Here is a 24768-nt window from a genome sequence, read left to right on the forward strand (position 1 = left end):
AGTTTAAATATTTTTATAATCAATAGGTTTGAAGTACAGCTTAGCACTCTTACAAATCAAGATACTTAAGATGTTTTTATTTGCCGTTAAAACTATTCATAGTTCTGTTCAACCCAGCCAAACCAAATGACTTTATTAGTTCAGTTGAAACTTTGTAGCGTTCTTTTAGTTGTTCCGATTCTTCATCGGTCCATTCTCCTAAAACATAATCTACTTGTCTACCTTTACTAAAAGCATCACTAATTCCGAACCTAAAACGGCAGTAAGCTGTGGTATTTAATTTATCCTGAATGTCTTTTAATCCGTTATGGCCCCCATCACTACCTTTTCCTTTTACTCGAATACTGCCAAATGGTAAGTTTAAATCATCCGTGATAACTAACAAGTTTTCCAAAGGAATTTTTTCTTTTGTTAACCAATACTGTACAGATTTACCACTTAAGTTCATAAACGTACTAGGCTTTAATAATATAAATGTTCTACCTTTAAATTTATAAGTGGCAACATCTCCTAATTTTTGGGTTTCAAAAATTAGAGATTCTTGAGATGCTAAATAATCTAAAATTTTAAACCCAATGTTATGCCTAGTGTTCTCATATTTTTCACCAATATTTCCTAAGCCTACTATTAAGTATTTTTTCATAACCACTACGTCTTCTATATAATTTTTCTTTTTAAATAATTTTAACAACCATGAATGTATCATAATGCTTGAAATTTACTTATTATGATTAATCGTTGCTTTAGGCTTGCAACGGCATTCTTTAGTTTTTTTAAACCAAAAATATACAGTGAAAAGTTGACCATCACTTATGCATAAGCAAACTCCATATAATATATGTAAAAATAAAAAAGCATCCTGAACTTTACAGAATGCTTTTAATATTTTATTTGTTAAGAATAGATTTATTCTTGAGCTGCTGGTGCCTCTGCTCCTTCTGCTGCTACTTCTTCATCTTCATCATCAACGTCAATTGATGTTCTAGAACGTCTTACTAAACATACCACGGTGTTATCTGGGTGCATAAATTTATATGCATCATTTTGCAAAGTAGTTATATAAAGTTTGCTACCAATTTTAAGAGGTGTTATATCTGCCTCTATAAAATCTGGTAAGTTAGCTGGTAACGCTTTTACTTTTAAGCTACGTCTGTTTTTACGTAAAACACCACCATTTTTAACACCACGAGAATTACCTACAAATACTACAGGAATATCCATGGTTATTTCTTTATCTTCGAACAACTGATAAAAATCTACGTGTAAAATCCTGTCTGTTACAGGGTGAAATTGAATATCTTGTAAGATAGCATTAAATTTTTCACCACTTTTTAAAGCAATCACAACTGTATGCGCATTTGGTGTGTATACAAGTTTAGAGAATGCTAATTCTTCTGCTGTGAAATGAACTGGCTTATCTCCTCCGTATAATACGCAAGGAACCTGACCAGCATTACGTAAGGCTTTTGTTGCTTTTTTGCCCACGCTTTCTCTTTGAGATCCGTTGATTGTAATTGATTTCATTTTTAAAATTTATAGTTATTTATTAATATTATTATTTATACAGTTACCAAAATGGCATAATCTTGGTAGTTAAATCTTTCTTTCAGATTTGTTCAAGTTAAACTACATTACAAATTTTGAACTAATAGATTTATTGTTGTGAACTTTTTCCATAACTTCAGCAAATAAATTGGCACAACTCAAAACCTTTATTTTATTACTTAACGTTTTTACTGGTATAGAATCGGTTACAATAAGTTCTTCTAATTTAGAATTATTTAAATTATCATAAGCTTTTCCAGACAATACAGGATGTGTACAAATGGCTCTTACACTTAATGCACCACGTTCCATCATCAAGTCTGCTGCTTTTGTTAACGTTCCTGCCGTATCTACCATATCATCTACCAAAACTACATTTTTACCAGTTACATCTCCAATAAGTTCCATATGAGAAATGATATTAGCTTTAGCGCGTTGTTTGTAACATATTACAACATCAGACCCTAAAGCCTTTGAATAAGCGTAAGCTCTTTTAGACCCCCCCATATCAGGCGAAGCAATCGTTAAATTATCTAAATTTAAGCTTTGCAAATAGGGTAGAAAAATTGTTGACGCAAATAAATGATCCACAGGTTTCTCAAAAAAACCTTGTATTTGGTCAGCGTGCAAATCCATAGTAATAATTCGAGTTGCTCCAGCAGCCTCCAACATTTTTGCAACTAATTTTGCTGCTATTGGCACACGAGGCTTATCCTTTCTATCTTGTCTTGCCCAGCCAAAATAAGGTAAAACAGCTGTTATATGTCTTGCTGAAGCACGTTTTGCAGCATCTATCATCAACAACATTTCCATTAAATTTTCTGGCCCTGGATTAGTAGAACCTATAATAAAAATACGTGTACCCCTGATAGATTCTTCATATGACGGCTGAAATTCCCCATCACTATATGTGGAGGTTATAACATTACCTAATTCAACGCCGAATGACTTAGCTATTTTTTCGCCAAGCTCTTTACTTTGCGTACATGCAAAAATTTTGGCTTCGGTAATAACAATTGGCATAGTTAACTTGTTGTTTTAGAGCGCGCAAACACTACGTGATTTTTAACGAGGTGCAAATTTATACATTTATTTGAACCTAAAAAGGATATTGCAGAGTATTTTTGTGTTTAATATCAAAAAAATATATATTTTTGCATCTCCAAAAGCTCAAGTGGCGGAATTGGTAGACGCGCTGGATTCAAAATCCAGTTCCTTTGGAGTGTGGGTTCGATTCCCACCTTGAGTACAGATAAAATCCGTAACATAATTGTTTACGGATTTTTTATTAAAATTTTACTTATTTCTCATCTAGATTTAATTGACTTTCCCATTGGATATCTATGTATTTCCAAGTAATATCTTCATTTTTCACATCTATAACCATAAAGCCTTCTTCATCATAATGCACATCATCTCCTCTATCATCTTTCCTTCTCCAACTTGGCCTTCCTGCTGTTGATCCTCCCGTAATAAAACGCGTTTTATTTTGAACATTAATATCTTCAAGCCAATGCAAGTGCCCTTGCAGCACCAATTTAAGATTTAAATTATTGAACATTTTTAATATTTCATCCCTATTATATATCCAAAGATTATTTGGCACCACTTTAATTTTTTCCTTTTTTGGATACCGTTGATTATATGCTGAAATAAAAGGAATATGCGTAGTTATAACTATTGGGGTATTGGCATCTAATTGAGCTAAATCCTTTTTTAACCATTCTTTTTGTTCTTCATCAATTAATCCAATATAGCGTTGATCTTTTTCTTCAATTGAGCATAATGAAATAAAATGCCACCCCTTATGGTCAAAAGAATAGTATCTTTTTCCAAAATAACGTTCGTACATACCATATTTATAATCTGGATGGTTTTTATCAACATCACTTTCTTTATAGATTCCAAACAGCTCATGATTTCCTATGGTGTTATAAACGGGCACATTAATTTTTTTAATGCTATTACTATAATATTGAAATAATGAATCAGACCGATTAAAATTGCCTCTAAGCACATCATATACCAAATCTCCTCCAGTCACCACAAAATCAACATTTAATTTATTTACAGAATCAATTACTTTTTGAAAAGCTTCTTGTGCACCGCGTTCTGGCTGAAGGTGGACATCTGTTATAAAAACAAAAGAAAAATCCTGAGAAGTTATTTTACTTGAATTGGCTGATGCTTTATTTTGAGCACTGATATGCAGCGAAATAATAGTTAATGCAATTATCAATATTTTTTTCATAGTTTATTTTTTATTCTTTTAAGGTATTTAGTCTTGTCAGCTTCATACGTTTCAACTTCTTCTTTATCATAGCGAGTTTCGAAGTCTTTGGTTGGGATAAGCGATTCAACAGGAAGGTTTTCAGCTTCCATAAATTCCATCTTACCAATGTCATTTTTAGTAATTGTAAATGAATCATAAACATCTCCTAAAACTGTTTTTGATACATATTTTAACTGACTTTGTGAGACATGTATTTCTTGATACAATTGTATTGAAGATCCTGCCCGCTCTATCCAATCGCTAAACTGGATGGCATTCTGATAAGGCCCAGCAACAGACACCGCATAAACTGGGAAATCTGCCCCCATTCTTCCTCTAGCATATAAATGTTCATGACCAGTAAATACCAAAGGAACATTATATTTTTCCAACAGTGCTTTTATTTCTGGAAAGCGAATATTAGGTGGACGATTTCTTGCCAATCCAGCCATGGCATGATGGAACGTTACAAATACCCAATCCCCTTCAAATTCTTTTAATACTTTTTCTAGCCAAGCATAGGTTTCTTCGCGCTGTTCAGATGTTATTTTTGCAGAAGTATCTATGGAAATAACTCTAATATTATTATAATCTACAAAATATGTTTGTCCCTCTTGTCCAATTGGTCCATTTTCTGGAAAAGAAAAATTAAGATGCCAAAGCGGCGCAATTTCCTTGGTTTCTTTAGCGACCCATTTATGTTCGTGGTTTCCTGGTGTGGCAATGGTGGGTATATTTTGAAAAGCCCATCCACCAGCAGGAAAAAATTCATTCCAATTTTCTTTATTCAATCCCCCTCTATGGATTAAATCTCCTGCAAACAACATAAACTTAGAGTCCGGATTGGCCAATACAGCCTGCCTTAAGGTTCTACTACCTAAAGAATGAATATAACGTTGAACATCTCCAAAATATAAAAACTTAAAAGGCTCATTTTGACCTGTAGCTGTTTTAAATTCAGACCATTCAGACCATAAATCCATATTTCCTACCCTATAAGAATACATGGTATTAGGTTTTAAATTTTCTAGATTAATTGTATGATAATACCACAGTCCATCCTCAGAAGTTAATGAATCTGTTTTGGCTTTCATATTCTGAATACTTTTTTCAAAAAATGGTGACGCCGTAGCCTCAGTGAATTCAATATAACTTTCTGAAACATAACTCCTTGTCCTCCAAGAAATCGCCTGACTATTCTCTGGAGAAGTTTTCCATGTAAGTTTAATATGATGAGGGAATTGTTCCAAAAGACTGTTATTATAAACCTCCGTTTGCAGCTCTTTACAACTAAAAACGGTTGCTAGGAGAGAAATGAGTAAAAAGATACTTTTTTTCATTTTAATGTGATATTTAAAGCCCTTTTATATTTAACTATAAAAGGGCTGTTAATTTTAGAATTTTGGGTTTTGTGGCATTTCCTTTTCTAAATTAGAATCAATAACTGATTGTGGAATAGGAAGTAGGATATCACGTTCTGGATCTATAGTACTAGAACCACGATTGTTATATTTTATAGTGCGTTCAGCCCATTTTCCTGTTCGTAAAAGTGTATACCTTCTTGGCTCTTCAGCCATTAATTCCCTTGCTCTTTCATCTAATATAAAATCTATATTAATATCACTTGCCTCAACATCAAAAGCATGACTTCTTGCTCTAAGAATATTTATTGTATTGGCTGCCGCTTGTGGATTTCCTAACTTAAATTCAGCTTCTGCCTTTAAAAGGTAAGTATCTGCTGCCCTCAAATAAATTTGATCATAAAATGATTCTCTATTTCCTATGGGGTCTACTGGATCTGCCCAATCATATTTTCTACTAAATGGCCATTCTTCTATACCATTATTGTCATCACTTATATCTTCGCTCCAGTCCAACAAAATTACATCGCCATAATTTTTTCCTGGTGGTAGAATATCCGCTGGGTAAGGTGCATTTCCTGTTGCATCTCGATACGTAAAAGACTTTCTGATAGCGTATTCAGAACCTCTATCATCATTCGGGTCATCAAAATTATTCAATGCCCATTTTGTTAATGATGAACGTCCGTTTCCATAACCGCCTCTATCTGCAGTAACCTGTAAATCTAAATTCCCACTTCTATACCTGGAAGTATGGTGCATGGCCATAATTGGATATTCTCCACCTCCCAAAACATTTTTTTTAAATTGAAAAACCCATAATGCTTCAGTGTTACCTTCGTCACGATTGGTGTTTCCAGCTTTAAACATATCCATAAAAGCAACACCATCTTGTTCTGCTTGTACCCCATAACGCTCGGTAATAAGTGCATAGGCAGAATTATTCACTACTTTATTAGCCCAATAAACGGTGCTATCTGGTTTATTCAAGGTTAAATACATTTCTGCCAAATAATGTTGTACAGCTCCTTTGGTTATTCTACCAATTAATGACCCTTCTACTGGTATAATAGGTTCTGCAAAACGGAAGTCTTTAATAACTTGTTGCCTTACCTCGTTTACTGGAGTTCGTTCCCAATCGGTTCTAATAATTCCGTTGCTTGATGGATTTAAATTTAAAGGCACATCTCCCCAAAGGTAAGTAAGGTGCCTATATGCAAAAGCACGGGCCACTTTTGCCTCAGCTAAAATTAAGTTTTTATTTTCTGCATCGCTCAATTCATTTCCACTCCAATCAATATCATCTCTCTCTTCAACGTTTTTAATAATCTCATTAGAAGAGTTTACAATCTCATAAAGCCAAAGAAAAACATCTTCATATACACTATAATCTGGTTTGTTTCTAGCGGTCCAATCAACTGAAACTCGAGATACACCATTACCGCTATGGTTTGCCGCAAACATATCGGTACCAGCCATAGTAACATCGGTTATTAAGGATGACCCTGAGTTTAATCCTTCCCGCTCGTAGCGAAGAAGGGAATAAAGTCCGTTTACTCCAGCCTCTAGCCCTGATAAATCTGCATATAATTTTTCTGCATAAATGGCGTTGGGTGGATTTTCGTTCAATAAATCATTACTACAACTGTTAATTAAAATAACAGTAATAAAAAGACTAAATATTATTTTTTTCATTGTATTCATTTTTTAAAATCCGACTGTTAATCCTAGTGTAATTTCTCTTTGTAAGGGCAAAATCCCGGCTTGATCACTTGGGTTTAATAATTCAGGATCTCCAGCTGTCCAACCTGTTATGGTAAGTAAGTTTCTACCCGATGCAAAAAGTTGCAGTTTATCTAATTTAATTTTTGAAAGTATTTTTTCTGGAAAATTATAAGAAAGTGTTACATCTTTTAATCTCACAAAGCTTGCATCTTCATATATTGAAGCCCCTTTTACTTCATCGTCATTTCTATAATATTCATTGGTTGGGTTATCTGGTGACCACCAATTTTTTTTCAATACATTTCGTCTAATTTCTGCGGCCGTATTATCTCGTAATAAATTGTTTAAACGTGTTGCGCCGTGAGATCCAATAAAAAACACTTCTAAACCAAGGTTTTTATACTGTAAAGAATTGCTTAAACCCCAAGTAAATTTAGGATCTTGTTGCCCTATAATTTGACGATCATCATCATCCAAAACACCATTATTATCCAAATCTTCTATTTTAGCATCACCTGGAATTCTATCGTAAATTGCAGCGGCTTCTTCTTCCCCCAATTGCCAAACACCAATCATTTTTTGTCCAAAATTCACACGAATGGGCTGCCCTACAAACCAAGCATTTGCAAGATCATTGACCTCTTCTCCATTTTGCAAATCACCATATAAGGATACTATTTTACTTTTGTTCGTTGCATAGTTTCCTGACACCTTCCAATTAAAATCTTGAGTGGTATAAGGAACAGCCGATAGTGATAGTTCGAAGCCTTGAGTTTCTGTTTCCCCTATATTTTGAGTGACTTCGTTTATTCCGTGAACCGATGAGATGGTTCTGTTTAATAATAAATCTGAAGTATTCGTTTTATATACATTTAAATCGCCAAAAAGTCGATTATTAAAGAGGCCAAAATCTACTCCAAAATTAAGTGTTGTACTCGATTCCCAACCCAAATCTGGATTACCAATAACACTTGGAACATATCCTACTAATGAAAGATCTTCAGATAAAGTATTCCGATCTCGCAATCTGGTTATTGAAGAATATGGATCTACCGCCTGATTACCATTTACTCCCAATGATAATCGCAGTTTTAATTGATTAATAACATCTGATTGGTCTAGAAAAGCCTCTTTAGAAATATTCCAACCCAAAGCAACAGACGGAAAAAAGCCCCATTTATTATCTGGTCCAAAACCCGAAAAGCCATCACGCCGTCCTGTTAACGTTAATAAATAAGTATTGTTAAACGAATAATTAAATCGGAGCATTTGCGAAATAAGTGATGTACGCTGGTAATCATTTTCGGCTTCTAAAGATGATGCTTGAGCAATTCCAAAATACGAAAACTCATCATTTGGAAAATTTACCGCCGTGAGTTCCTCAAAATACTGTTCATTTTCTTCATAACTATACACCCCGGTAACCCCGATATTATGTTGCCCAAACTCTTTATTATAAGTTAATATATTTTCAACCACATTATTATTATATTCAACACTTGAAAGAGATGCATAACCGGAATTTGCTATGCCTAATTGTGTATTACTTCCTGCATAAATATTATGCTCGGACCAGCGTCTTCGTATACCCGTATTTAATCGATAATTTAATCCGTTAACGAAAGGAAAAGCAATGTTTAAATAATTGTTTGATACCAATTGATTTGAATAATCTTTATCCATATAATTTTCTGCTTCCAAAGGGTTTTCATCTGGAAATTCTGGCCATGGAAATAAATTGAGCTCGCCGTTTTCGTTATAAGGATTCGCTAAAAGGGGATTAATTTCAAAAACAGCTTCGTAATTTATATCGTATCCGTCTCTATCGTCATAAGTAAACTGACTTCTGGTACCAAACTCTAACCAATCTGTGATTTTTGTATCGATATTAACTCTACCCGATATTCTTTTGTATTGATCGGTAACCGATAATCCTTGAACATCTAAAAAATTACCTCCAATATAAAATTTAGTTTTTTCATTACCTCCAGTAACAGACAAGTTGTGATTTTGTGTATACCCTGTTCGCAAAGAAAGATCTATCCAATCGGTTTCTAATCCAGCTTCATAATTTTGAATTTCTGTATTGGTAAGCAAATCGGCATTACGCACCGATTTAAAATCGTAAAACTCCTTTCCTGTTAAAAATACGGGCAAATTGATCGGTTCTTGCACGCCATATTTTCCTTGGTAATTTATTTTAGTTTTACCTGTTCCTCCAGCTTTTGTTGTTACCAAAATAACACCATTAGCGCCTCTAGAACCATAAATAGCGGATGCCGATGCGTCTTTTAAAACCTCTAAGGAAGCAATATCGTTTATACTTATATCATTTAAATCGCCATAATACGGAACGCCATCTAAAACTATTAATGGTGCATTGTTGGCTAAAATAGAATTCCGTCCTCTAACAATAATGGACTGTTCTCCTACACTTCCTGCTGTTGTTTGACGTACAGTAACTCCTGGTATGGCTCCCTGTAATACTTGAGCAATATTTCTATTGGGAACTAAATCTAATCGTTCCTTAGACACTGAACTTACAGCCCCTGTAATATCGCTTTTTTTCTGTGTACCATAACCAATAACTAAAACTTCATCTAACTTATCATTATCTGGTAATAATTTAATATTTACTATAGATTGGTTTCCTATTTCAACTTCTTGAGTGACGTATCCAACATATGAAAATTGAAGTACAGCATGAGCATTTTTTAAGGTAATGCTGTAACTTCCATTTAGATCGGTAACAACCCCATTAGACGTACCCTTTTCTGTAACATTTGCTCCCAAAAGGGGTATTCCACTTTCATCAAGAATGGTTCCTGTTACTTCATTAAATACAGGGATTTCTTTCTCGGGTCGGGGTAGTTTTTGTACAGAAATACTTGTATTGATTTGCTTAAATTTCAAACCAGCCTCTCGAGACAATTGTTCTAAAATATTTAAAATAGATATTTTATTTGAATTAATACTAATTGATGAGTCATTATCTTTTATAGATTGATCATAAACAAAATGATAATCGGTTTTAGACTCGATCTCTTTTAAAATCTCTATAGGTGTTGCATCTATTTTTAAAATTGATATCTTTGTTTTTTTTAGGCTTTGTCCAAATGTATTATTTGCAAATATTGGATTAGCAAAAAGTGCAATAGCCAAGTAAACAGACAGTTTTGTTGCCATTTTGACAAAAGGATGTTTAATTATTTTCATAAAAAGTGTTTAATAATTTCTTTAATTAGTAATTGTTAGGCTGTAGCAGTCTGTTTTACTGGCCAAAGTATCTTAACAGGCTGCTTTCTTTTTTAACATGTTAATCTCTAAATCTCTATTTATTTCATATGTATGTATTATTTTTAATTATTACAAAATCCTGAAATCTCAACTTCCTCACTTGAGATAATCTTATACTTTAAATTTGTTTTTACAAACGTGATATTTTCTAAAATTCTTTCCAAAGAAGCATCTTTAAACACACCAGTAAATGAACAATTTTCATATTGTTTATTTTGAAGTTTAATTTTAACATTAAACCATTTTTCTAACTTAATAACTGCTGTTGATAATTTCTCATTATCAAATCTTAATATTCCATCTTTCCAGCCTAAAAAATCATCAAGATTTATTTTCTGTTTCTTAAGACTTTGGGTCGATTTATTAAAATTTAATTGATACGATGGTGATAATATTATATTCTCCTCTCCTTTTACTCCTACACTAATTTTACCAGTAGCTAATGTAACCGCTACCTCATTTTCATCTTCATAATCCTTAATGTTAAAAGTTGTACCTAAAACACGTGTGGATAATGACGCTGTTTTTACAATAAACGGAAATAAACTATCTTCCTTAATTTCAAAAAAAGCCTCACCAGATAATGTTACTTCACGAATTGAATCATTAAAGACTTCTGGATATTTAATTTTACTACCACTATTCAATTTTACTCTTGATCCATCAGGCAGTATGAACGTTAGCTTTTTTCCATATGAAACCTCTTTGCTCAATATTTTAGCGACAGTCTGTTTACTATTCACTTTATCGCTTTGTAAAGAAGTATACCAACCTACACTACCAATAGTTAAAGCTACAATTAAAAAACCTGCAACCTTTATCCAACCACTGCTAATTGTCTTTTGTTTGGTGTGAATAATTTTAGAATATATATCCTGTTGTATTTTTAATTTATGCTTTTCATTTAAAAATATATCTTTACGATTTTTCGCTAACATCTTTTTCTCAAATGAGAAAAGAATAGCTTCTTCTTTTTTATTAAGAAGCCCTCGTTGCTTTTTGCTTATTAGTATTTTAAAGTCTTTCTCTGTCATTTTATGGTTTCTATTACTAAGTACCAAAATCATGACACCTTTCACGATTAAAACTAAAGACTTAACGATTTGATTACATATGAGAAGTTTGTTAACCTATAATTAACAAATCAATACTTAAAAAGGATGGAGTAACTTTTTATTTAGAAATTAATAAGAATAAAGAGTAAATAAATGATCTTCTCCATATTTTTCCTTATTAAATTAAGTGCAATTGATATTTGATTTTCTACTGTCCGTTTAGACACACCTACTTTATGTGCAATTTCTTCATTATTAAAACCTTCATACCTGCTTAAAGTAAAAATTTCTCGACATCTTGTAGGTAATTTGGTGATATAACTATTTAAACGCAAATTAGTTTCTTCTAAATCATGATTTAGCTCAACAATAGAATCAGTTAAAACCTCATTGCTAACTTCTAATTGCACTTTATTAAACTTTGCATCTCTTAATACATTATAGGTTTTATAGCGTACGGCTTGATAAAGATAGGCTTCAATGAAATCTGTACATATCTCATTGCGTCTTTTCCAGTAGTCTAACCAAACTTCTTGTATAATATCTTTTGCATCATTCTCATCCATAATAATAGATTGAGCAAAAACATACAACTTTTCCCATAGTCTATTGTATAATCTACTAAAAGCTACTTCATCAGAATTGGCAATGTGCTTTGCAAGTTCTATGTTAGAATACATATTTTGCTTTTCATTAGAATCGCTAAAATAGTTATAATGAAGTGCCTCAATATTATTTTAATGTAAAATTATATAAACTTTGGCTCAATCAAGATTATTACATTGAATAAAACAATTGAAAGGTAGCTTTAGTAATATCGTGACAACATATAATAAATTTATCATCTTTATTAGTTTTATAATTTCAATTATGTATGCCTAACCTTTAACCCAGTTTATGATTTATATAAGATTGCTGAAGACTTTTATCTAATTCATATCCCTAAGCATTTAAAGTCTTATTTTAAAATGTAAACAACTTCAACTTAATGAAAATTTATAGCATTATTCAGAAAATGATGAATTAATACTGTTAAAATCAAAATATATGATATCGCTTATACAAATAATTATCATGACATTATGCACTGTTAATATATTTTAAACCTAATTTGTAAGCTAAAACTATAGCAAAATTGACGTCAGACTTCTCGACTTAAAATAATATTTTAGTTTGGTATACTCAACAATATGAGTTTTCATTGTATTACGATATTCGTAATAATTATTAATGCCCATCCAAATCTACTTTTTAGTACCTTTTAATGCTTTATTTGCATCGGTTTGAAGAGCATTTGGGGTATGCTGATTACTATCTGTAATTATTTTAAAAGTCCAAGCATAAATGCTTTTACCTAAATTTGACGGTGGTATAATTTCCAAACCTTTTGAAGTTATATTCCACTCCATTTTTCCCGCGAACCAAGAAGTGTTACAGATTTTACATTATTTTTATTCCATCCTTTTGTTGCTTCAATAATAAAAGGAGTCTTTGGATCATCCAAAGCAATAGCAAACAATGTCTTCTCCTTGGTTGTAAATGCACGATTGCCTTGTTCTTGATGATTCTCTTTCCAATACCTTGTGCCATAAATAGCTTCTCCATTGATGCTTAACCAGTTCCCCATAGCTTTCAAACGTTCTACTTGTTCTTCAGGGATTGTCGCATCACCGCGAGGTCCAATATTTATAAGGGAATTACCATTACGAGATACCACTTCTACCATTTAGTCAATAACATCCTTTATGGATTTGTATTTATCACCCTCCAAATAGCCAAACGAAGTACCAAATGTGGTGCAGCTTTGCCATTTAGGCCCTATGACTTTTAGTTTCAAATTGTCTTTTTCCAAACAACCAACTCCGTCGGGCCAATTACGAGTGGCACCTTTATTATTAACATAAACGTCTTGTTCATTATCCAAACCCTTGTTCATAAAATCAGTAATCATACCGCGAACTTGATCATCGAAATATTTAATAACTGACTTTGCCTTTCCATTACGGACATCATTGCCATCTCGGGTATAAATAGGAAAATTATCAACCCACAGCATATCGGGTTTATATATATTTTGAATTTCTTTCCACTGGGCAACATATTCATCAACAGCAGCATTACTAAAACCAAATGGACCATAAAGTCTTGCCGCTTCTAGAGATTGCTCAATTTCTTTAAGAATATCTGGACGTGCTATTGCATCTACAACGTTTTTTTTGTGGTAAAAAAGCTTGTATACCTTTCTCTGTGATAAGATGGAGCATATTTTAAACCTTTTGCACGTACTGCTTGTCCGAGGTCGCCCACTAAATCTCGTTTAGGCCCCTATTAACAGAATTCCAAGGCGTGATATCAGAGTCCAAGTTTGTCCAACCAATGGTGTTCTGCAGAAAAAAACCACATATTTTGCGCCTACTTCTGCAAATAATTCTGCCCATTCTTCAGGGTTCCATTTCTCAGCTTTAAACTCAGGAATTATATCTTTATACCCAAATTCTGGTGGTGTAGCTCCCCATCGTTCCTTCAGATATGGATAATAATGTTTTAGGGCCTCATAAATTAGTTTTGGTACATGTTCTGAATACCACGACCACCCTTCCTATAACCAATAACACTATAAGGTCCCCAGTGAAAAAAGATGCCTATTTTACCATCATCAAACCATGCTGGGACAGGCATTTTTTGTAAAGATTCCCAACTGCCATCATAACGAAATGTTTCTGTAGAAATTTCATCAGAAATCGTATTTGAATTCTTTGAAGAATTACAAGAAAATACTAATAATAAAAATTACGTGAATAACAAATACTTTTTCATACTTAATTTATGTGTTAATTAGTTAGTGTTGTACCCTTCTCACCTGTCATGAAACTACTAAATGATGCTGTAATATCTATTGGATCTCCCATTTGATTCTGCAACATTTTATATTCTTGAAAAAGACGATTCAATAACTCCCTATGCTCTTCTTTATTTTCTGCTAAATCAACTATTTCGAGCGGATCTTTTTTCATATTATACAAACGCACCTTATTGATTGTTGGATAAATAATCATTTTATAATTCTCGGTTCTATACATACGTTGCGTACCAAAATAAGCTCCATATACAACAGGATAAGCACTTTTATTAGTTTCCCCCATTGCTAAAGGAAGTAAAGAGTGGAAATCAATTTGCTCTGGTTTCTCTATACCTGCAATATCTAAGGTGGTTGCCATTACATCTTGTAAATAAACAAAGGAATCAACAGTTTTCCCTTTTGGCACATTTGGCCCCGACATAATCATAGGTACACGCATACTACTATCATACATGTTTTGTTTACCAATAAAACCGTGATCGCCAACTGCTAATCCATGATCTGCTGTAAAAAACACATACGTATTATCTGCTTTACCTGAAGCTTCAAGGGCTTCTAATATCCTACCTATTTGTTCATCCATATGAGTAATAATAGCATAATACTCTTGCCTATTCACTTTTACAGAATACTCTGTTCTTGGAAAAGGTGCTAATTTTTCATCACGAAGTTTGCGACCTGCTCCAGCGGCTTCATTATATGGGTATTCTGGAATAAAATTTTTAGGCACATCAATATCATCAACAGGATACATATCAACAAATTTCTTAGGTGATTGTCTTGGATCATGAGGTGCATTGAAAGCCAAATACATAAAAAAGGGCACTTCTTTTTCTTTTGCTTTTTCTAAAAAAGAAATTCCATCATCTGCCAAAATCTCACTCCAATGTTTACCTCCTTGCCAATATCCTCCATTTATGGTGTCATAAGGCGACCAAGTATCGGATTTATCCTTATCAAAATTCCTTTTATAACGTTCATTTGTTTGATTGGGCATACCTGGACGAATGTGAGCTGAATAATCGAAAATAGCTTCAGGTTTAACTTCACCAACATGCCATTTACCAGACATGTAGGTATCGTAACCAACTTGCTTTAAATATTGAGGCCAATATGTATCTGCTTTTTTAAAGGAAATCTCCTTATACTTTAAATTTGATTTTGGATCATTCTTATCTTTAAAATTATTTCCTTGTTTTGAATAGGACGCTGCTTTCCAAAGATTACCACCTGTAACCAACATGGTTCTACTCGCTACACATACGGCTGGCGTATAGGAACCTTGATTAAAGGTGTGTGAAAAAGAGACACCACTCTCTACAAGTCTATCTAAATTTGGAGTTTTAACTGAGCCGTTTTCTAAAGCTCCAATGGTATTAAATGTTTGATCATCTGCAAAAATAAAAAGGATGTTTGGCTTTTTATTTTCTTCTATTGTTTGTGCATACAAACTACACATAAAAGTGCTAAAAACTATTAGTAAGTATTTTAAGTTCATTGTTATTTGTTTCGTTTTATTTTGTTTAATAAAAGTAAAAGGTTAAAATAGTTATGATTTTTATGCAACTATAAATCTCTTTAAATTGCCTGAGTTTTAGATTGTAAATAGAAATTTAATATTCTCAAAAACATTCACTTTTTTTTAATTGAAGTGATTTTACTTTTCAAAAGCAACAATTAATTTGTCCAGAATTGGTTTTGATTGGTTTTCAGTAGAATCGGATATTTTAACTTCAAATTGAAAAGCATAACCTTCTGGAAGTTCTAAAAGGTTTACTGTAGCAGGAATTCTTTCAATCTGTTTAGCAAAACCTTTTATATAATTATATTGTTCTTTTACAACCTGCCATTCACTCCATTGATTAATATTACCATCATTTGTGGTATCAATCCCTACACGTACCTCAACGGTTTCTACCCATGGTCCATCGCTAATATAATCAGTTTCCATTTGGGTTATTAAATGAAACTTCCCTTCTGCAAATAAAATATCTGGATCTGGATGACCTTGACCTATATTTCCACAAAATGTAAATGGTTTATTAATATCGTTTGAAGTAAACCAAGCCACACTCATACTTTCTCTTCCATGACCGCCTGCGGGATCAAAATCAGCAAATAAATAGTACTGACCACCGATAGAAATAGACGCCCAATCACCATAGGCATTTTGTTCTGGTTCGTGTATTTCATATTCTCCATAAGCTCTTGTTTGTCCTGCTTTTACTCTGTGCTGTGGCACATCTACCTCAGCAATTTTTCCTGGAAATCTATCAGGTGCTTCGGCATACCAATGTGGATGCACATATTCTGCAAATTTACCAGTGGGTTTAGTACGCTCATCTACTGGAGGAGTTAACGTTTTAAAATTTCCTTTTCCATCAGCACTCATGGCATGAATAGATAGTGGAGAATCCCAAGCATGTGTAGAAGCATCAATAGGTGACCAATCTTCTACAATTAAGTGAAAGTTTCCATCTAAATCTCGAATTACGGCACAGTCTGACCCGTGAGCTGGGTCGTTAAATACCATTCCCATATTTTCACCTGGAATACCGTCGGTTAAATTGTCATCAATGTAAAGGTGCGGATCTTGGTCATTTGGAAAATCGTAGTACAAGTATAACTTTCCATCTACATATTCTGCTGTTGTTACCCAAGCAGATTTCTTTTCTGTTACGGAACCATGATGAACCCAACGAACCATATCTTTACTTTGCCAAGCATGATACCCCTCTAAACTTGGTTTTAATCCTCCAGGAGCATCAAACTGATTTTTAAAAGGTGTTGTTTTTAAGGTAACATCAAAGCCTTCTAAAACAGTATCTTTAACTTGAAAGTTTTTCTGCTCTTTAATTTTTTTATAACGCCCAAACATCCAATAGTTTCCTTCCCCCAATTGTAAGGCTACTGGAGCATCTGCTAGATTTGACGGTCCAATATTCTCTACTGGTTCCCAATTGAGCCATTCTGAAGATTGTGAGAACTTAATGCTTTTTATTGATTTCTTTTTGTCGAACTTTTTGAAAATGGTTTTAAAATTCGCATTCTTTGAAGTCGGCTCTAATTTTCCATCTTTAATAACAAGGCTTGTTTGTTCTAAAATATTTGTTTGCCAGTCTTGTTGTGAATCTATTATCCACTCTGTAGAAGCTGATTCCTGTTGTTTTTCTTTACAGGAAATTATAATTGCAAAAAGTCCTATTCCTAATAAATGTGTTAATCTTATTTTCATGTAATTATTTTTAAAATTCTAATACAGATGCAGGAGGAATTGGCACCTTGTTATCTTTTCTCCAAGATGTTAGTTCTAACAACAACTCTTTTGTGACTTCTTTTTCTTCCGAAACTAAATTTTCTGTTTCTTTTAAATCGTCTTTAAGATTATATAACTCCAATTTTCCATCGTTTAAAAACTGAATGAGTTTCCAATCTCCTTTTCTAATAATAGAACATGGCGGATTTTTATAGGTACTTGCCAAATGCCAAAATAAAACTCTTTCTTTAAACGAATCGTTCTTTAATACGGGAAGAATAGAAGTTCCATCTAACACGCCGTTATAATTTTTTATGTTTGCTAAATCCAAAAAGGTTGGAAAATAATCCATCCCACAAATAGGTGTTTCTGAAATTCCAGCCTTTACTTTACCTTTCCAGTTTACAAAAGCAGGCACACGAATGCCACCTTCGTAAATAGTTCCTTTAGCTCCTCTTAAACTATTTGTATTACTTTGCAAACCGTTAAATCCGTTGTCTGATGTAAATATTACAATGGTATTTTCTCGCAAACCTTGTTCATCTAAATAATCGAAAATACGTTTTACGTTTTCATCAATAGAAGCAATCATAGTGGCATAACCTGCAATTTCTTCCAAGCGTTTTTCCCCTTGTCCGGTAAAAGTATCAGGCGTTTTGTTTAAAAATTTTTGATATTGCTCGTTGCTTCTTGGTACAGTTGGTCGATGTGGTGCATAGTAATGTAAATTCACAAAAAAGGGTTCGTTTTTATTTTTTTTGATAAAATCAATGGCATCATCTGTTAGTCTATCAGTTAACCATTCATCCTCTTTTTTATCTTCTATAAACGGATTTTTAAACGGTGCCTTGTATCCACCACTTTCTGCTTTATACCCTTTTTTGTATCCACGAGCAGGATCGCCCCACCAAGTACCTCCAACATTTTCATCAAAACCTTTACCAGTTGGATAGTATTGTTGAATTTCTGTTGATTGATGGTCTGTTAGCCAGTCTAATCTTCCGTTATCGGGTTGTTTTAACGGTTTGTCAAACGGATAATTTGTTTCTTCCTTTGGATTTGGTCCTACCACATGCCATTTTCCTAAATGGATAGATGTGTACCCAACTTCTTTAAGTGGTTGTGCGTACATGATATGTTCTAAATCTACTGTCCAACGTGAAAAAATGTTGTGTTCTGCATCTCCTTTTTCCAGAACAGGGACATTGTAAACACCTGTTCTAAACGATTGCTTCCCCGTTAACAAAGCTGTTCTAGAAGGTGAACAAGTGGGATACATGTAAGCATCTGTAAACACCATACTTTCTTTGGCCAAAGCATCTAAATTAGGAGTTTCAAACCATTGGCTCCCCATAAAGCCTACATCTTGCCAACCCAAATCATCGGCCATTATAAAAATGATGTTTGGCTTTTTTTCTTGTGCACAAGCTCCCAAAACGAAATTCGTTAGAAGAAAAACAATTTTTATTTTAATATTCTTTACCATGTACTTTTAAATCATTCATTATACGTTTCTATCCGAGAATCTTTAAATCTTTAGGCCACTCTTTTACATCTTCGTAAAGCTCATTGCCTTTTTTAAACTCACTCTTTTTATCCATTTTTACTTTACACTTTAGTAAACCCATATCTATTTTTTTGTTATCAAAATAACTATTGATAACGTTAGATACTCCTCCTACAATTCGCCACATGGCGCCATAACCATTATTGATAACTTCACAGCGATTTAAAATAACATTTTGAGGCACCCATTTTGGATCTTCGGTGTATTGAAACTTATTATAATACTCTTCGCAAGGAAACCACATGGCCACTCGAGCAAAACCAGACAGATGGTGTTTATGAAAAAACAAATAACCTCCTTGATCATTATCGGCTTGAATGCCATTTCCTTTTCCGTTTTTCATGACACAACGCTGTGTTAATAAATGCGAAGTAGAAGTATATTTATTCGATTTACCTTCTGCAGGATTAGACATATCGCAATCCGACTGCAACACATAGCTTACAAACAAAAAATACACATTATGGTGTAAACTCCCTTTAAGTCCATTGTGTTGAAAATGGCTATTATCCATAACAATATGATTCACACGACTAATTCCTATTCCATGAGAATTAACACCGGTAATGTTAACATTTTGCCACATAAAACGTTCGTGTCTATCGTCGTTTTGTCCACGTAAATTCAGTCCGCTTTTTGTATGTTCTCCTCCTTGTAGTGTGATGTCTTTAAACACAATATCTGTAAGTTTTTGTTCTGCCTGATCCATAAATTGGCCTTTACCCGTGTGTTTTAAAATCGTTTTACTTCTTCCAGCTCCACAAAGTGTTACCTTACTTTTAATTTTTAAGTTATCTGTAGTATGGATTCCTTCTGTTAAGTACACAATCCCTCCACCGCTTTGGTGAGCTTTATCAATGGCTGTTTGCACATTTTCCCCAGGAGTTAGCGTAATAATGTTATTTAAAAATTGCTTAGGATATTGAGCATGTATAAAACTATCTCCCCATTTTTCTTTCATTACAGAAAGCACTTCGGGTTCTATAGTAACTTTTTCTATTTGATATTTAGCCAATTTATTCCCATCAGAAATCAATTGAATTTTTAAATCTTTAGCTAATTTTGATGTATTTACTTTTATTTTCTGCTCTTTGAACCCTAGTTTTGAAATACGCAATTCTAGTTTTTTTGAATGCGTTTTATGCAGTATCAATTCAAATTTCCCATCAGATTTTGTTTTGGTTCCTTCTCCATTGGCATGAATAGAAACACCATCTAAAGAATTGTTTTGTACATCTGTAACCCAACCCACTACAGTTGTTTGGCTGCTAAATTGAGCAAATGTTTTTATAGAAAAAACAATACTTAACAAAAAAGTAAATTTGATTAATTTTGACATAGAAAACTTCATGTTTTTAATTTTTAAAAGTATTGGCAACAAATTACCAATATTTTTTAATCTTATTTTTCAAGACCTGTAGGTCCTCCTTTATACGATTCCTTCCATTTGATATTAGGTGCTTTCCAGTTTGGAATACCTATGCTTTCTTTTTGTGTATTATAATCAACATGAAAGGGTTTTTCCGCTGCTAATGGCACGTCCTCATTAATCATCAACGGACGAGCTTCATCCCAAAATTTTTCGTAAGCATTCTTCATTAACGCCACAAGTTCTGGGTGTTCTGCTGTTACATCTACATGCTGTTCTGGATCGTTTTCCATATCGTATAACACACCTTGTACTAATCTAAACCGCTGGTTACGTACAGAATATTTTCCCCATTTAAAATCATCAGGGTTGGCCTTGTGCTCCCAGCGTGTTACATGCTGAAAAAGAAAACGATCTTCCCATTGTGGATTTTTCTCTAAAATTAAAGGTTTTAAGCTTCTCCCTTCAAATGCGTTTGTTTCTGCTAGCTTAGCATCGGCAAAATCTGCTAATGTTGGTAAAATATCCAAATAACTGGCAACTGTATTTACTGTACGTCCCTCTTTTATCATTCCTTTCCAACGAACAAAGAATGGTACACGGACACCACCTTCGTGTACCGTACTTTTTAAACCTTTCATTCCTGCATTATAAGACATCATGGGCTCTCCGTTTTTATCAATACCAAGTTGTGCCTGAGGACGTCCGGCATGACCTCTTAATCCACATCCGGCTGTAGTCATACCATTATCTGAGGTAAAAATAACAATGGTGTTTTCCATCAATCCCCAGTCTTCTAACTGATTAAACAACTGTCCCATACAATCATCTATATGTTCTACCATTCCGTAAAAACCTGCAGTTTTTTTCTCAAAACCTAAATCTTCAAAATGTTTTTGATATTTGGGCGGTGCCACAAATGGACTATGTGGTGCATTGGTTGATAAATAAGCAAAAAATGGTTGGTCGGAATCCTTTACTGATTGAATCCACCCTAAAGTTGACTTAAACAATATATCTGTAGTATAACCTTTAGCTTTTACAAATGTTCCATTATGTTTAAATACTGGATCAAAATAAGTGTTACCAGGAACATCTGCACAAGATCCTGGATAAGCTTGTCCAATACCTCCAGCACCATGAATAAACGTTTCGTCAAACCCTCGATTTTCTGGTTGGTATGGTTCTTCATCTCCTAAGTGCCATTTTCCAAAATAACCAGACGTATAACCTGCAGGTTTTAAAACTTCTGATATGGTAGTTGCCTTCAGATTAAGTCGTTCTCTTTCGAATATGGTATGCGTAACTCCATTTTTTATAGAATGCACCCCAGTCATAATACCTGCACGACTTGGTGCACAGGTAGACCCCATCATAAAACGATCGAAACGAATAGACTGATCATGCATTTTATCTAATTCTGGCGTTTTTATCCAAGGATGTTCATGTGCACCCACTACTGGATATCCTTGATCATCTGTCATGATAAAAATAATGTTGGGACTTTTTTCTTGAGCAAAAGAAGTTATCACCCAACAGCAAATAACAAATTGCAAAACTTTTTTAATGGTTACCATCTAAATCTACTTTTTTAGTTCCTTCTAGTGCTTTACTTGCATCGTTTTGAATAGCGTTTGGTGTATGCTGATTGGTGTTTGTTTCTATCTCAAAAGACCAAGCATATTCGCTTTTTCCTAAATCTGATGGTGGAATAATTTCTAAACCATTAGTGGTTACATTCCAAGAAACCTCAGCATCTGTTCCTAAAAGCTTTACCGATTTTACTTCCTTATTTGTCCAACCTTTGGTGGCTTCTATTAAAATTGGATTCACGGGCTTATCCAAAGCAATGGCATACAATGTTGTTCCTTTGGTGGTAAAAGCTAAGTTTCCTTTTTTCTGATGATTTTCTTTCCAATAACGCGTTCCATAAATGGCAGCTCCGTTGGTAGCTAACCATTTCCCCATGGCTCTTAATCGTTCTTCTTGTTCTGGAACAATAGTACCATCGGCCTTTGGCCCTATATTAATTAAAAAATTTCCATTACGGCTTATCACTTCTACCATTTCATGAATAACACTTTCAACCGTTTTGTAAGTATCGTTTTCTAAATATCCAAACGAGGTTCCAAACGTAGTACAGCTTTGCCATTTAGGACCAATTACTTTTAACTTTAAGTTGTCCTTTTCTAAACAACCAATACCATCTGGCCAGTTTCTGTTTTTTCCTTTGTTATTTACATAAACCTCTTGATTATTTTGGGCTCCATTGTTCATAAAGTCTGTAATCATCAATCTACATTGGTCGTAATAGTATTGAATTTCTGGCTTAAATACTTTAGGTTCTACTTGTGTATTATTTCCATCTCTTGTAAAAATTGGAATGTCATCAATCCATAAAAAGTCAGGTTGATATTTATCTTGGATTTCTTTCCATCGTGCCACATATTCATTAACAGCTTCTTTACTAAAACCAAAAGGGCCGTATAACGATTCCGCTTCAGGATTTCTTTTAATTTCTTCTAAAATATCATCTTGAGCTTTTGCGTGTACTTTATATTGTTGCTTGGTAAAAAAACTGGTATGACGTTCTCTGTGATAAGATGGAGCGTATTTTAAACCTTGGGCTTTAACCGCTTTTCCTAAATCTCCTACCAAATCTCGTTTAGGTCCTTTATCTACAGTGTTCCAAGGCGTTAAATCAGAATCCCAATTGGCCCAACCATCGTGATGTTCTGCTGTTAACACTACATATTTTGCTCCAACCTCAGCAAACAATTCTGCCCATTCCTCTGGATTCCATTTTTCTGCTTTAAACTCTGGGATGATGTCTTTATAACCAAATTCTGGTGGTGCTGCTCCCCAACGTTCTCTTAAATAAGGATAGTAGTAGGATGAATCTTTATAAATCAATTTAGGCGTATGCTCTGCATAACCTCTTCCTCCTTTGCGATGCCCTATAACACTATAAGGCCCCCAATGGATAAAGATTCCTATTTTACCATCGTTAAACCAATTGGGTACTGGCATTTTTTGGAGTGATTCCCAACTACCATCATATGGCAATTGAACAATTTCTTCTTTCTTTACTTCTGATTTACAAGCCAGCAATATTAAAGACATTATTACTGTTAAAAATAAAAATTTAGTTTTCATATTAATTAAAAGCTGTTTTTATGTCGTTAATTGATACTCCAAAAAGTTCTTTTACCAAAGGATTCAATGTTGTTTCATCCCCTTCAATATGATAAGTGGTTTGAATATGTGTGCCACTTTCTTCAGCCTTTAAAGCTAATGCAGGAGAAGAGGTTTCTAACTCATAAAAAGGCCCTAAAGGTTTAGCTCCAGGTTCTGGTGCGCCATCGTTATAAGCATTAATAACATCTCCACTAAAAGGTTCTTCTTGAATTTCCCACATCGAGTTTACGTAATCTGTAACATTTTTAGGCTTGTTGTATTTTACAATAGTTAAAATTCCGTTTGCTGAATCGTAAGAACCTGCGATATCTTTTGCTCTCATTGGCGTTAAACCTATTTTACTTCTGTATTCTCCATCGCCTTTAAAGAAAATGGCATTTTCTTTTACCACCAATCTATCTGCGGGTACTTTTCCAAAATACGTGTCGTTTACTACCTTTCCTAATGCAGCATCATCTCCTTGAACATAAGGAATTACAATAGTGGTATTTGGCGAGTGATTAAACATGCCTAACAACCAAATAGACAATAAACCGCTGTCTTTTTTCCAATCTTTTTTTCCAATATTGATTAATGTATTGGTGGTTTGATATGCCACAGTTTTTAAATTTTCTGAAAGGGATTGCAAGCCCAATTCTTTTTGAATATCGTCTTTAGAAAGAATAGCTACTTCTCTTTCTATTTCCATATCGAACTGGAACCCTGAATAATTTTTTAAAGATGCTTTTTTAGTAAACGTAGCCGAAGTTGCCGATACATTTTTCACCTCAAAAGGTTCTAAATCTATTAATTTTGGCGTGTACCAATCATCCAAAGTAAATTCACTACCCTTTTCAAAAAAGATAGAGTATTGTCCGCCTTCTGGTCCTAACCAAAAACGCTCTTCTCCTCCGTAAACGTTGATGTGTTCTTGAATCTCCTCAGACTCAAACAACTCACGATTAATCCAACCATAACTTCTACCAGATTTTCCATCGGCAGAACTTGTCATAACGCGACCTTGCAACGCAGCCGAAACTGCTACTTTAGATTGATTACTAGCATCGCTCAGTTCTATTAATTCGATGTAATTTTTCATAAAATTAACATCATCATTATAAGTAGCTCCTTCTAAAGCTTTAGTGCTTTGTTGAGCTTCTTTTACAGGCTCTATTTCTTGAGATTTCTTTTTATTATTACAAGCTGTTATTAACACAATAGCTAACGTTAAAACCCCTAAATTGGTAATTTTTTGTTGTTGTTTCATTGATAAAAAAATTATTA

General features: G+C 33.8%; 19 protein-coding genes, 1 tRNA gene and 1 pseudogene. 1 reads left to right on the top strand and 20 read right to left on the bottom strand.

Annotated features, from left to right (window positions below):
- Positions 1-76: 76 nt before the first annotated feature.
- The 3 genes from pth to APS56_RS09615 form a co-directional block, all read right to left on the bottom strand.
- Complete coding sequence (gene pth, locus APS56_RS09605; protein WP_054731313.1) at positions 77-643, bottom strand: aminoacyl-tRNA hydrolase; 567 nt, start codon at positions 641-643, stop codon at positions 77-79.
- Between the two features lie 263 nt (positions 644-906).
- Positions 907-1524: a 50S ribosomal protein L25/general stress protein Ctc gene (locus APS56_RS09610; protein ID WP_054727561.1), complete on the bottom strand. Its 618-nt coding sequence runs from the start codon at positions 1522-1524 to the stop codon at positions 907-909.
- A 102-nt stretch (positions 1525-1626) separates the two neighbouring features.
- Positions 1627-2568 carry a ribose-phosphate pyrophosphokinase gene (locus APS56_RS09615; RefSeq protein WP_054727563.1) on the bottom strand — a complete coding sequence of 314 codons (942 nt, stop codon included), beginning with the start codon at positions 2566-2568 and terminating at the stop codon, positions 1627-1629.
- Between the two features lie 145 nt (positions 2569-2713).
- Here APS56_RS09615 and APS56_RS09620 point away from each other — a divergent pair.
- Positions 2714-2794 (top strand) — tRNA-Leu (locus tag APS56_RS09620).
- A 51-nt stretch (positions 2795-2845) separates the two neighbouring features.
- Here APS56_RS09620 and APS56_RS09625 read toward each other — a convergent pair.
- The 17 genes and pseudogenes from APS56_RS09625 to APS56_RS09695 form a co-directional block, all read right to left on the bottom strand.
- Positions 2846-3796, bottom strand: coding sequence for a metallophosphoesterase family protein (locus tag APS56_RS09625; RefSeq protein WP_054727565.1), 951 nt, complete (start codon positions 3794-3796; stop codon positions 2846-2848).
- The gene (locus APS56_RS09630; RefSeq protein ID WP_054727566.1) at positions 3793-5157 is read right to left on the bottom strand and encodes a purple acid phosphatase family protein; all 1365 of its coding nucleotides are present in this window, start codon (positions 5155-5157) and stop codon (positions 3793-3795) included. Before APS56_RS09630 ends, APS56_RS09625 begins: the two co-directional genes overlap by 4 nt.
- Positions 5158-5211: 54 nt before the next feature.
- Positions 5212-6873 (bottom strand): RagB/SusD family nutrient uptake outer membrane protein, encoded by a 1662-nt coding sequence (locus APS56_RS09635; protein ID WP_054727568.1) that lies wholly within the window; start codon positions 6871-6873, stop codon positions 5212-5214.
- Positions 6874-6885: 12 nt separating this feature from the next.
- Positions 6886-10119, bottom strand: a complete 3234-nt coding sequence (locus tag APS56_RS09640) for a SusC/RagA family TonB-linked outer membrane protein (protein WP_082379310.1) — start codon at positions 10117-10119, stop codon at positions 6886-6888.
- Between the two features lie 143 nt (positions 10120-10262).
- Positions 10263-11234: a FecR family protein gene (locus APS56_RS09645; RefSeq protein WP_169786435.1), complete on the bottom strand. Its 972-nt coding sequence runs from the start codon at positions 11232-11234 to the stop codon at positions 10263-10265.
- A 143-nt stretch (positions 11235-11377) separates the two neighbouring features.
- Entirely contained in the window at positions 11378-11935 is a 558-nt protein-coding gene (locus tag APS56_RS09650; RefSeq protein ID WP_054727574.1) for an RNA polymerase sigma factor, read from the bottom strand.
- A gap of 564 nt (positions 11936-12499) precedes the next feature.
- Positions 12500-12664, bottom strand: coding sequence for a hypothetical protein (locus APS56_RS17070; RefSeq protein WP_211259715.1), 165 nt, complete (start codon positions 12662-12664; stop codon positions 12500-12502).
- Positions 12649-13521: pseudogene (locus APS56_RS17175) on the bottom strand (alpha-L-fucosidase). Before APS56_RS17175 ends, APS56_RS17070 begins: the two are co-directional and overlap by 16 nt.
- Before the next feature lie 51 nt (positions 13522-13572).
- Positions 13573-13815 carry an alpha-L-fucosidase gene (locus APS56_RS17300; protein ID WP_211259744.1) on the bottom strand — a complete coding sequence of 81 codons (243 nt, stop codon included), beginning with the start codon at positions 13813-13815 and terminating at the stop codon, positions 13573-13575.
- The gene (locus tag APS56_RS17090; protein WP_211259745.1) at positions 13815-13997 is read right to left on the bottom strand and encodes an alpha-L-fucosidase; all 183 of its coding nucleotides are present in this window, start codon (positions 13995-13997) and stop codon (positions 13815-13817) included. The genes APS56_RS17300 and APS56_RS17090 overlap by 1 nt, the downstream gene beginning before the upstream one ends.
- 89 nt (positions 13998-14086) lie before the next feature.
- Positions 14087-15613, bottom strand: coding sequence for a sulfatase family protein (locus APS56_RS09665; protein ID WP_082379311.1), 1527 nt, complete (start codon positions 15611-15613; stop codon positions 14087-14089).
- 159 nt (positions 15614-15772) lie between these two features.
- Entirely contained in the window at positions 15773-17350 is a 1578-nt protein-coding gene (locus tag APS56_RS09670) for a glycoside hydrolase family protein (protein ID WP_054727582.1), read from the bottom strand.
- A gap of 10 nt (positions 17351-17360) precedes the next feature.
- Positions 17361-18857 (bottom strand): sulfatase, encoded by a 1497-nt coding sequence (locus APS56_RS09675; protein WP_054727584.1) that lies wholly within the window; start codon positions 18855-18857, stop codon positions 17361-17363.
- Between the two features lie 28 nt (positions 18858-18885).
- Complete coding sequence (locus tag APS56_RS09680; protein WP_157757644.1) at positions 18886-20277, bottom strand: carboxypeptidase-like regulatory domain-containing protein; 1392 nt, start codon at positions 20275-20277, stop codon at positions 18886-18888.
- Between the two features lie 62 nt (positions 20278-20339).
- Positions 20340-21884: an arylsulfatase gene (locus tag APS56_RS09685; protein WP_082379312.1), complete on the bottom strand. Its 1545-nt coding sequence runs from the start codon at positions 21882-21884 to the stop codon at positions 20340-20342.
- Positions 21871-23463 carry an alpha-L-fucosidase gene (locus APS56_RS09690; protein ID WP_054727587.1) on the bottom strand — a complete coding sequence of 531 codons (1593 nt, stop codon included), beginning with the start codon at positions 23461-23463 and terminating at the stop codon, positions 21871-21873. The genes APS56_RS09685 and APS56_RS09690 overlap by 14 nt, the downstream gene beginning before the upstream one ends.
- 1 nt (position 23464) lies before the next feature.
- On the bottom strand, positions 23465-24751 hold the full coding sequence (locus APS56_RS09695; protein WP_211259716.1) for a DUF6786 family protein: 1287 nt from the start codon (positions 24749-24751) through the stop codon (positions 23465-23467).
- Positions 24752-24768 lie beyond the last annotated feature (17 nt).

The sequence above is a fragment of the Pseudalgibacter alginicilyticus genome (assembly GCF_001310225.1).
GTDB lineage: Bacteria > Bacteroidota > Bacteroidia > Flavobacteriales > Flavobacteriaceae > Pseudalgibacter > Pseudalgibacter alginicilyticus.

Excerpts from the sequence above, each read along its gene's own strand:
- pth (WP_054731313.1), bottom strand. The coding sequence starts at position 643 with ATGAAAAAATACTTAATAGTAGGCTTAGGAAATATTGGTGAAAAATAT.
- APS56_RS09610 (WP_054727561.1), bottom strand. The coding sequence starts at position 1,524 with ATGAAATCAATTACAATCAACGGATCTCAAAGAGAAAGCGTGGGCAAA.
- APS56_RS09615 (WP_054727563.1), bottom strand. The coding sequence starts at position 2,568 with ATGCCAATTGTTATTACCGAAGCCAAAATTTTTGCATGTACGCAAAGT.
- APS56_RS09625 (WP_054727565.1), bottom strand. The coding sequence starts at position 3,796 with ATGAAAAAAATATTGATAATTGCATTAACTATTATTTCGCTGCATATC.
- APS56_RS09630 (WP_054727566.1), bottom strand. The coding sequence starts at position 5,157 with ATGAAAAAAAGTATCTTTTTACTCATTTCTCTCCTAGCAACCGTTTTT.
- APS56_RS09635 (WP_054727568.1), bottom strand. The coding sequence starts at position 6,873 with ATGAAAAAAATAATATTTAGTCTTTTTATTACTGTTATTTTAATTAAC.
- APS56_RS09640 (WP_082379310.1), bottom strand. The coding sequence starts at position 10,119 with ATGAAAATAATTAAACATCCTTTTGTCAAAATGGCAACAAAACTGTCT.
- APS56_RS09645 (WP_169786435.1), bottom strand. The coding sequence starts at position 11,234 with ATGACAGAGAAAGACTTTAAAATACTAATAAGCAAAAAGCAACGAGGG.
- APS56_RS09650 (WP_054727574.1), bottom strand. The coding sequence starts at position 11,935 with ATGTATTCTAACATAGAACTTGCAAAGCACATTGCCAATTCTGATGAA.
- APS56_RS17070 (WP_211259715.1), bottom strand. The coding sequence starts at position 12,664 with ATGGAGTGGAATATAACTTCAAAAGGTTTGGAAATTATACCACCGTCA.
- APS56_RS09665 (WP_082379311.1), bottom strand. The coding sequence starts at position 15,613 with ATGAACTTAAAATACTTACTAATAGTTTTTAGCACTTTTATGTGTAGT.
- APS56_RS09670 (WP_054727582.1), bottom strand. The coding sequence starts at position 17,350 with ATGAAAATAAGATTAACACATTTATTAGGAATAGGACTTTTTGCAATT.
- APS56_RS09675 (WP_054727584.1), bottom strand. The coding sequence starts at position 18,857 with ATGGTAAAGAATATTAAAATAAAAATTGTTTTTCTTCTAACGAATTTC.
- APS56_RS09680 (WP_157757644.1), bottom strand. The coding sequence starts at position 20,277 with ATGTCAAAATTAATCAAATTTACTTTTTTGTTAAGTATTGTTTTTTCT.
- APS56_RS09685 (WP_082379312.1), bottom strand. The coding sequence starts at position 21,884 with ATGGTAACCATTAAAAAAGTTTTGCAATTTGTTATTTGCTGTTGGGTG.
- APS56_RS09690 (WP_054727587.1), bottom strand. The coding sequence starts at position 23,463 with ATGAAAACTAAATTTTTATTTTTAACAGTAATAATGTCTTTAATATTG.
- APS56_RS09695 (WP_211259716.1), bottom strand. The coding sequence starts at position 24,751 with ATGAAACAACAACAAAAAATTACCAATTTAGGGGTTTTAACGTTAGCT.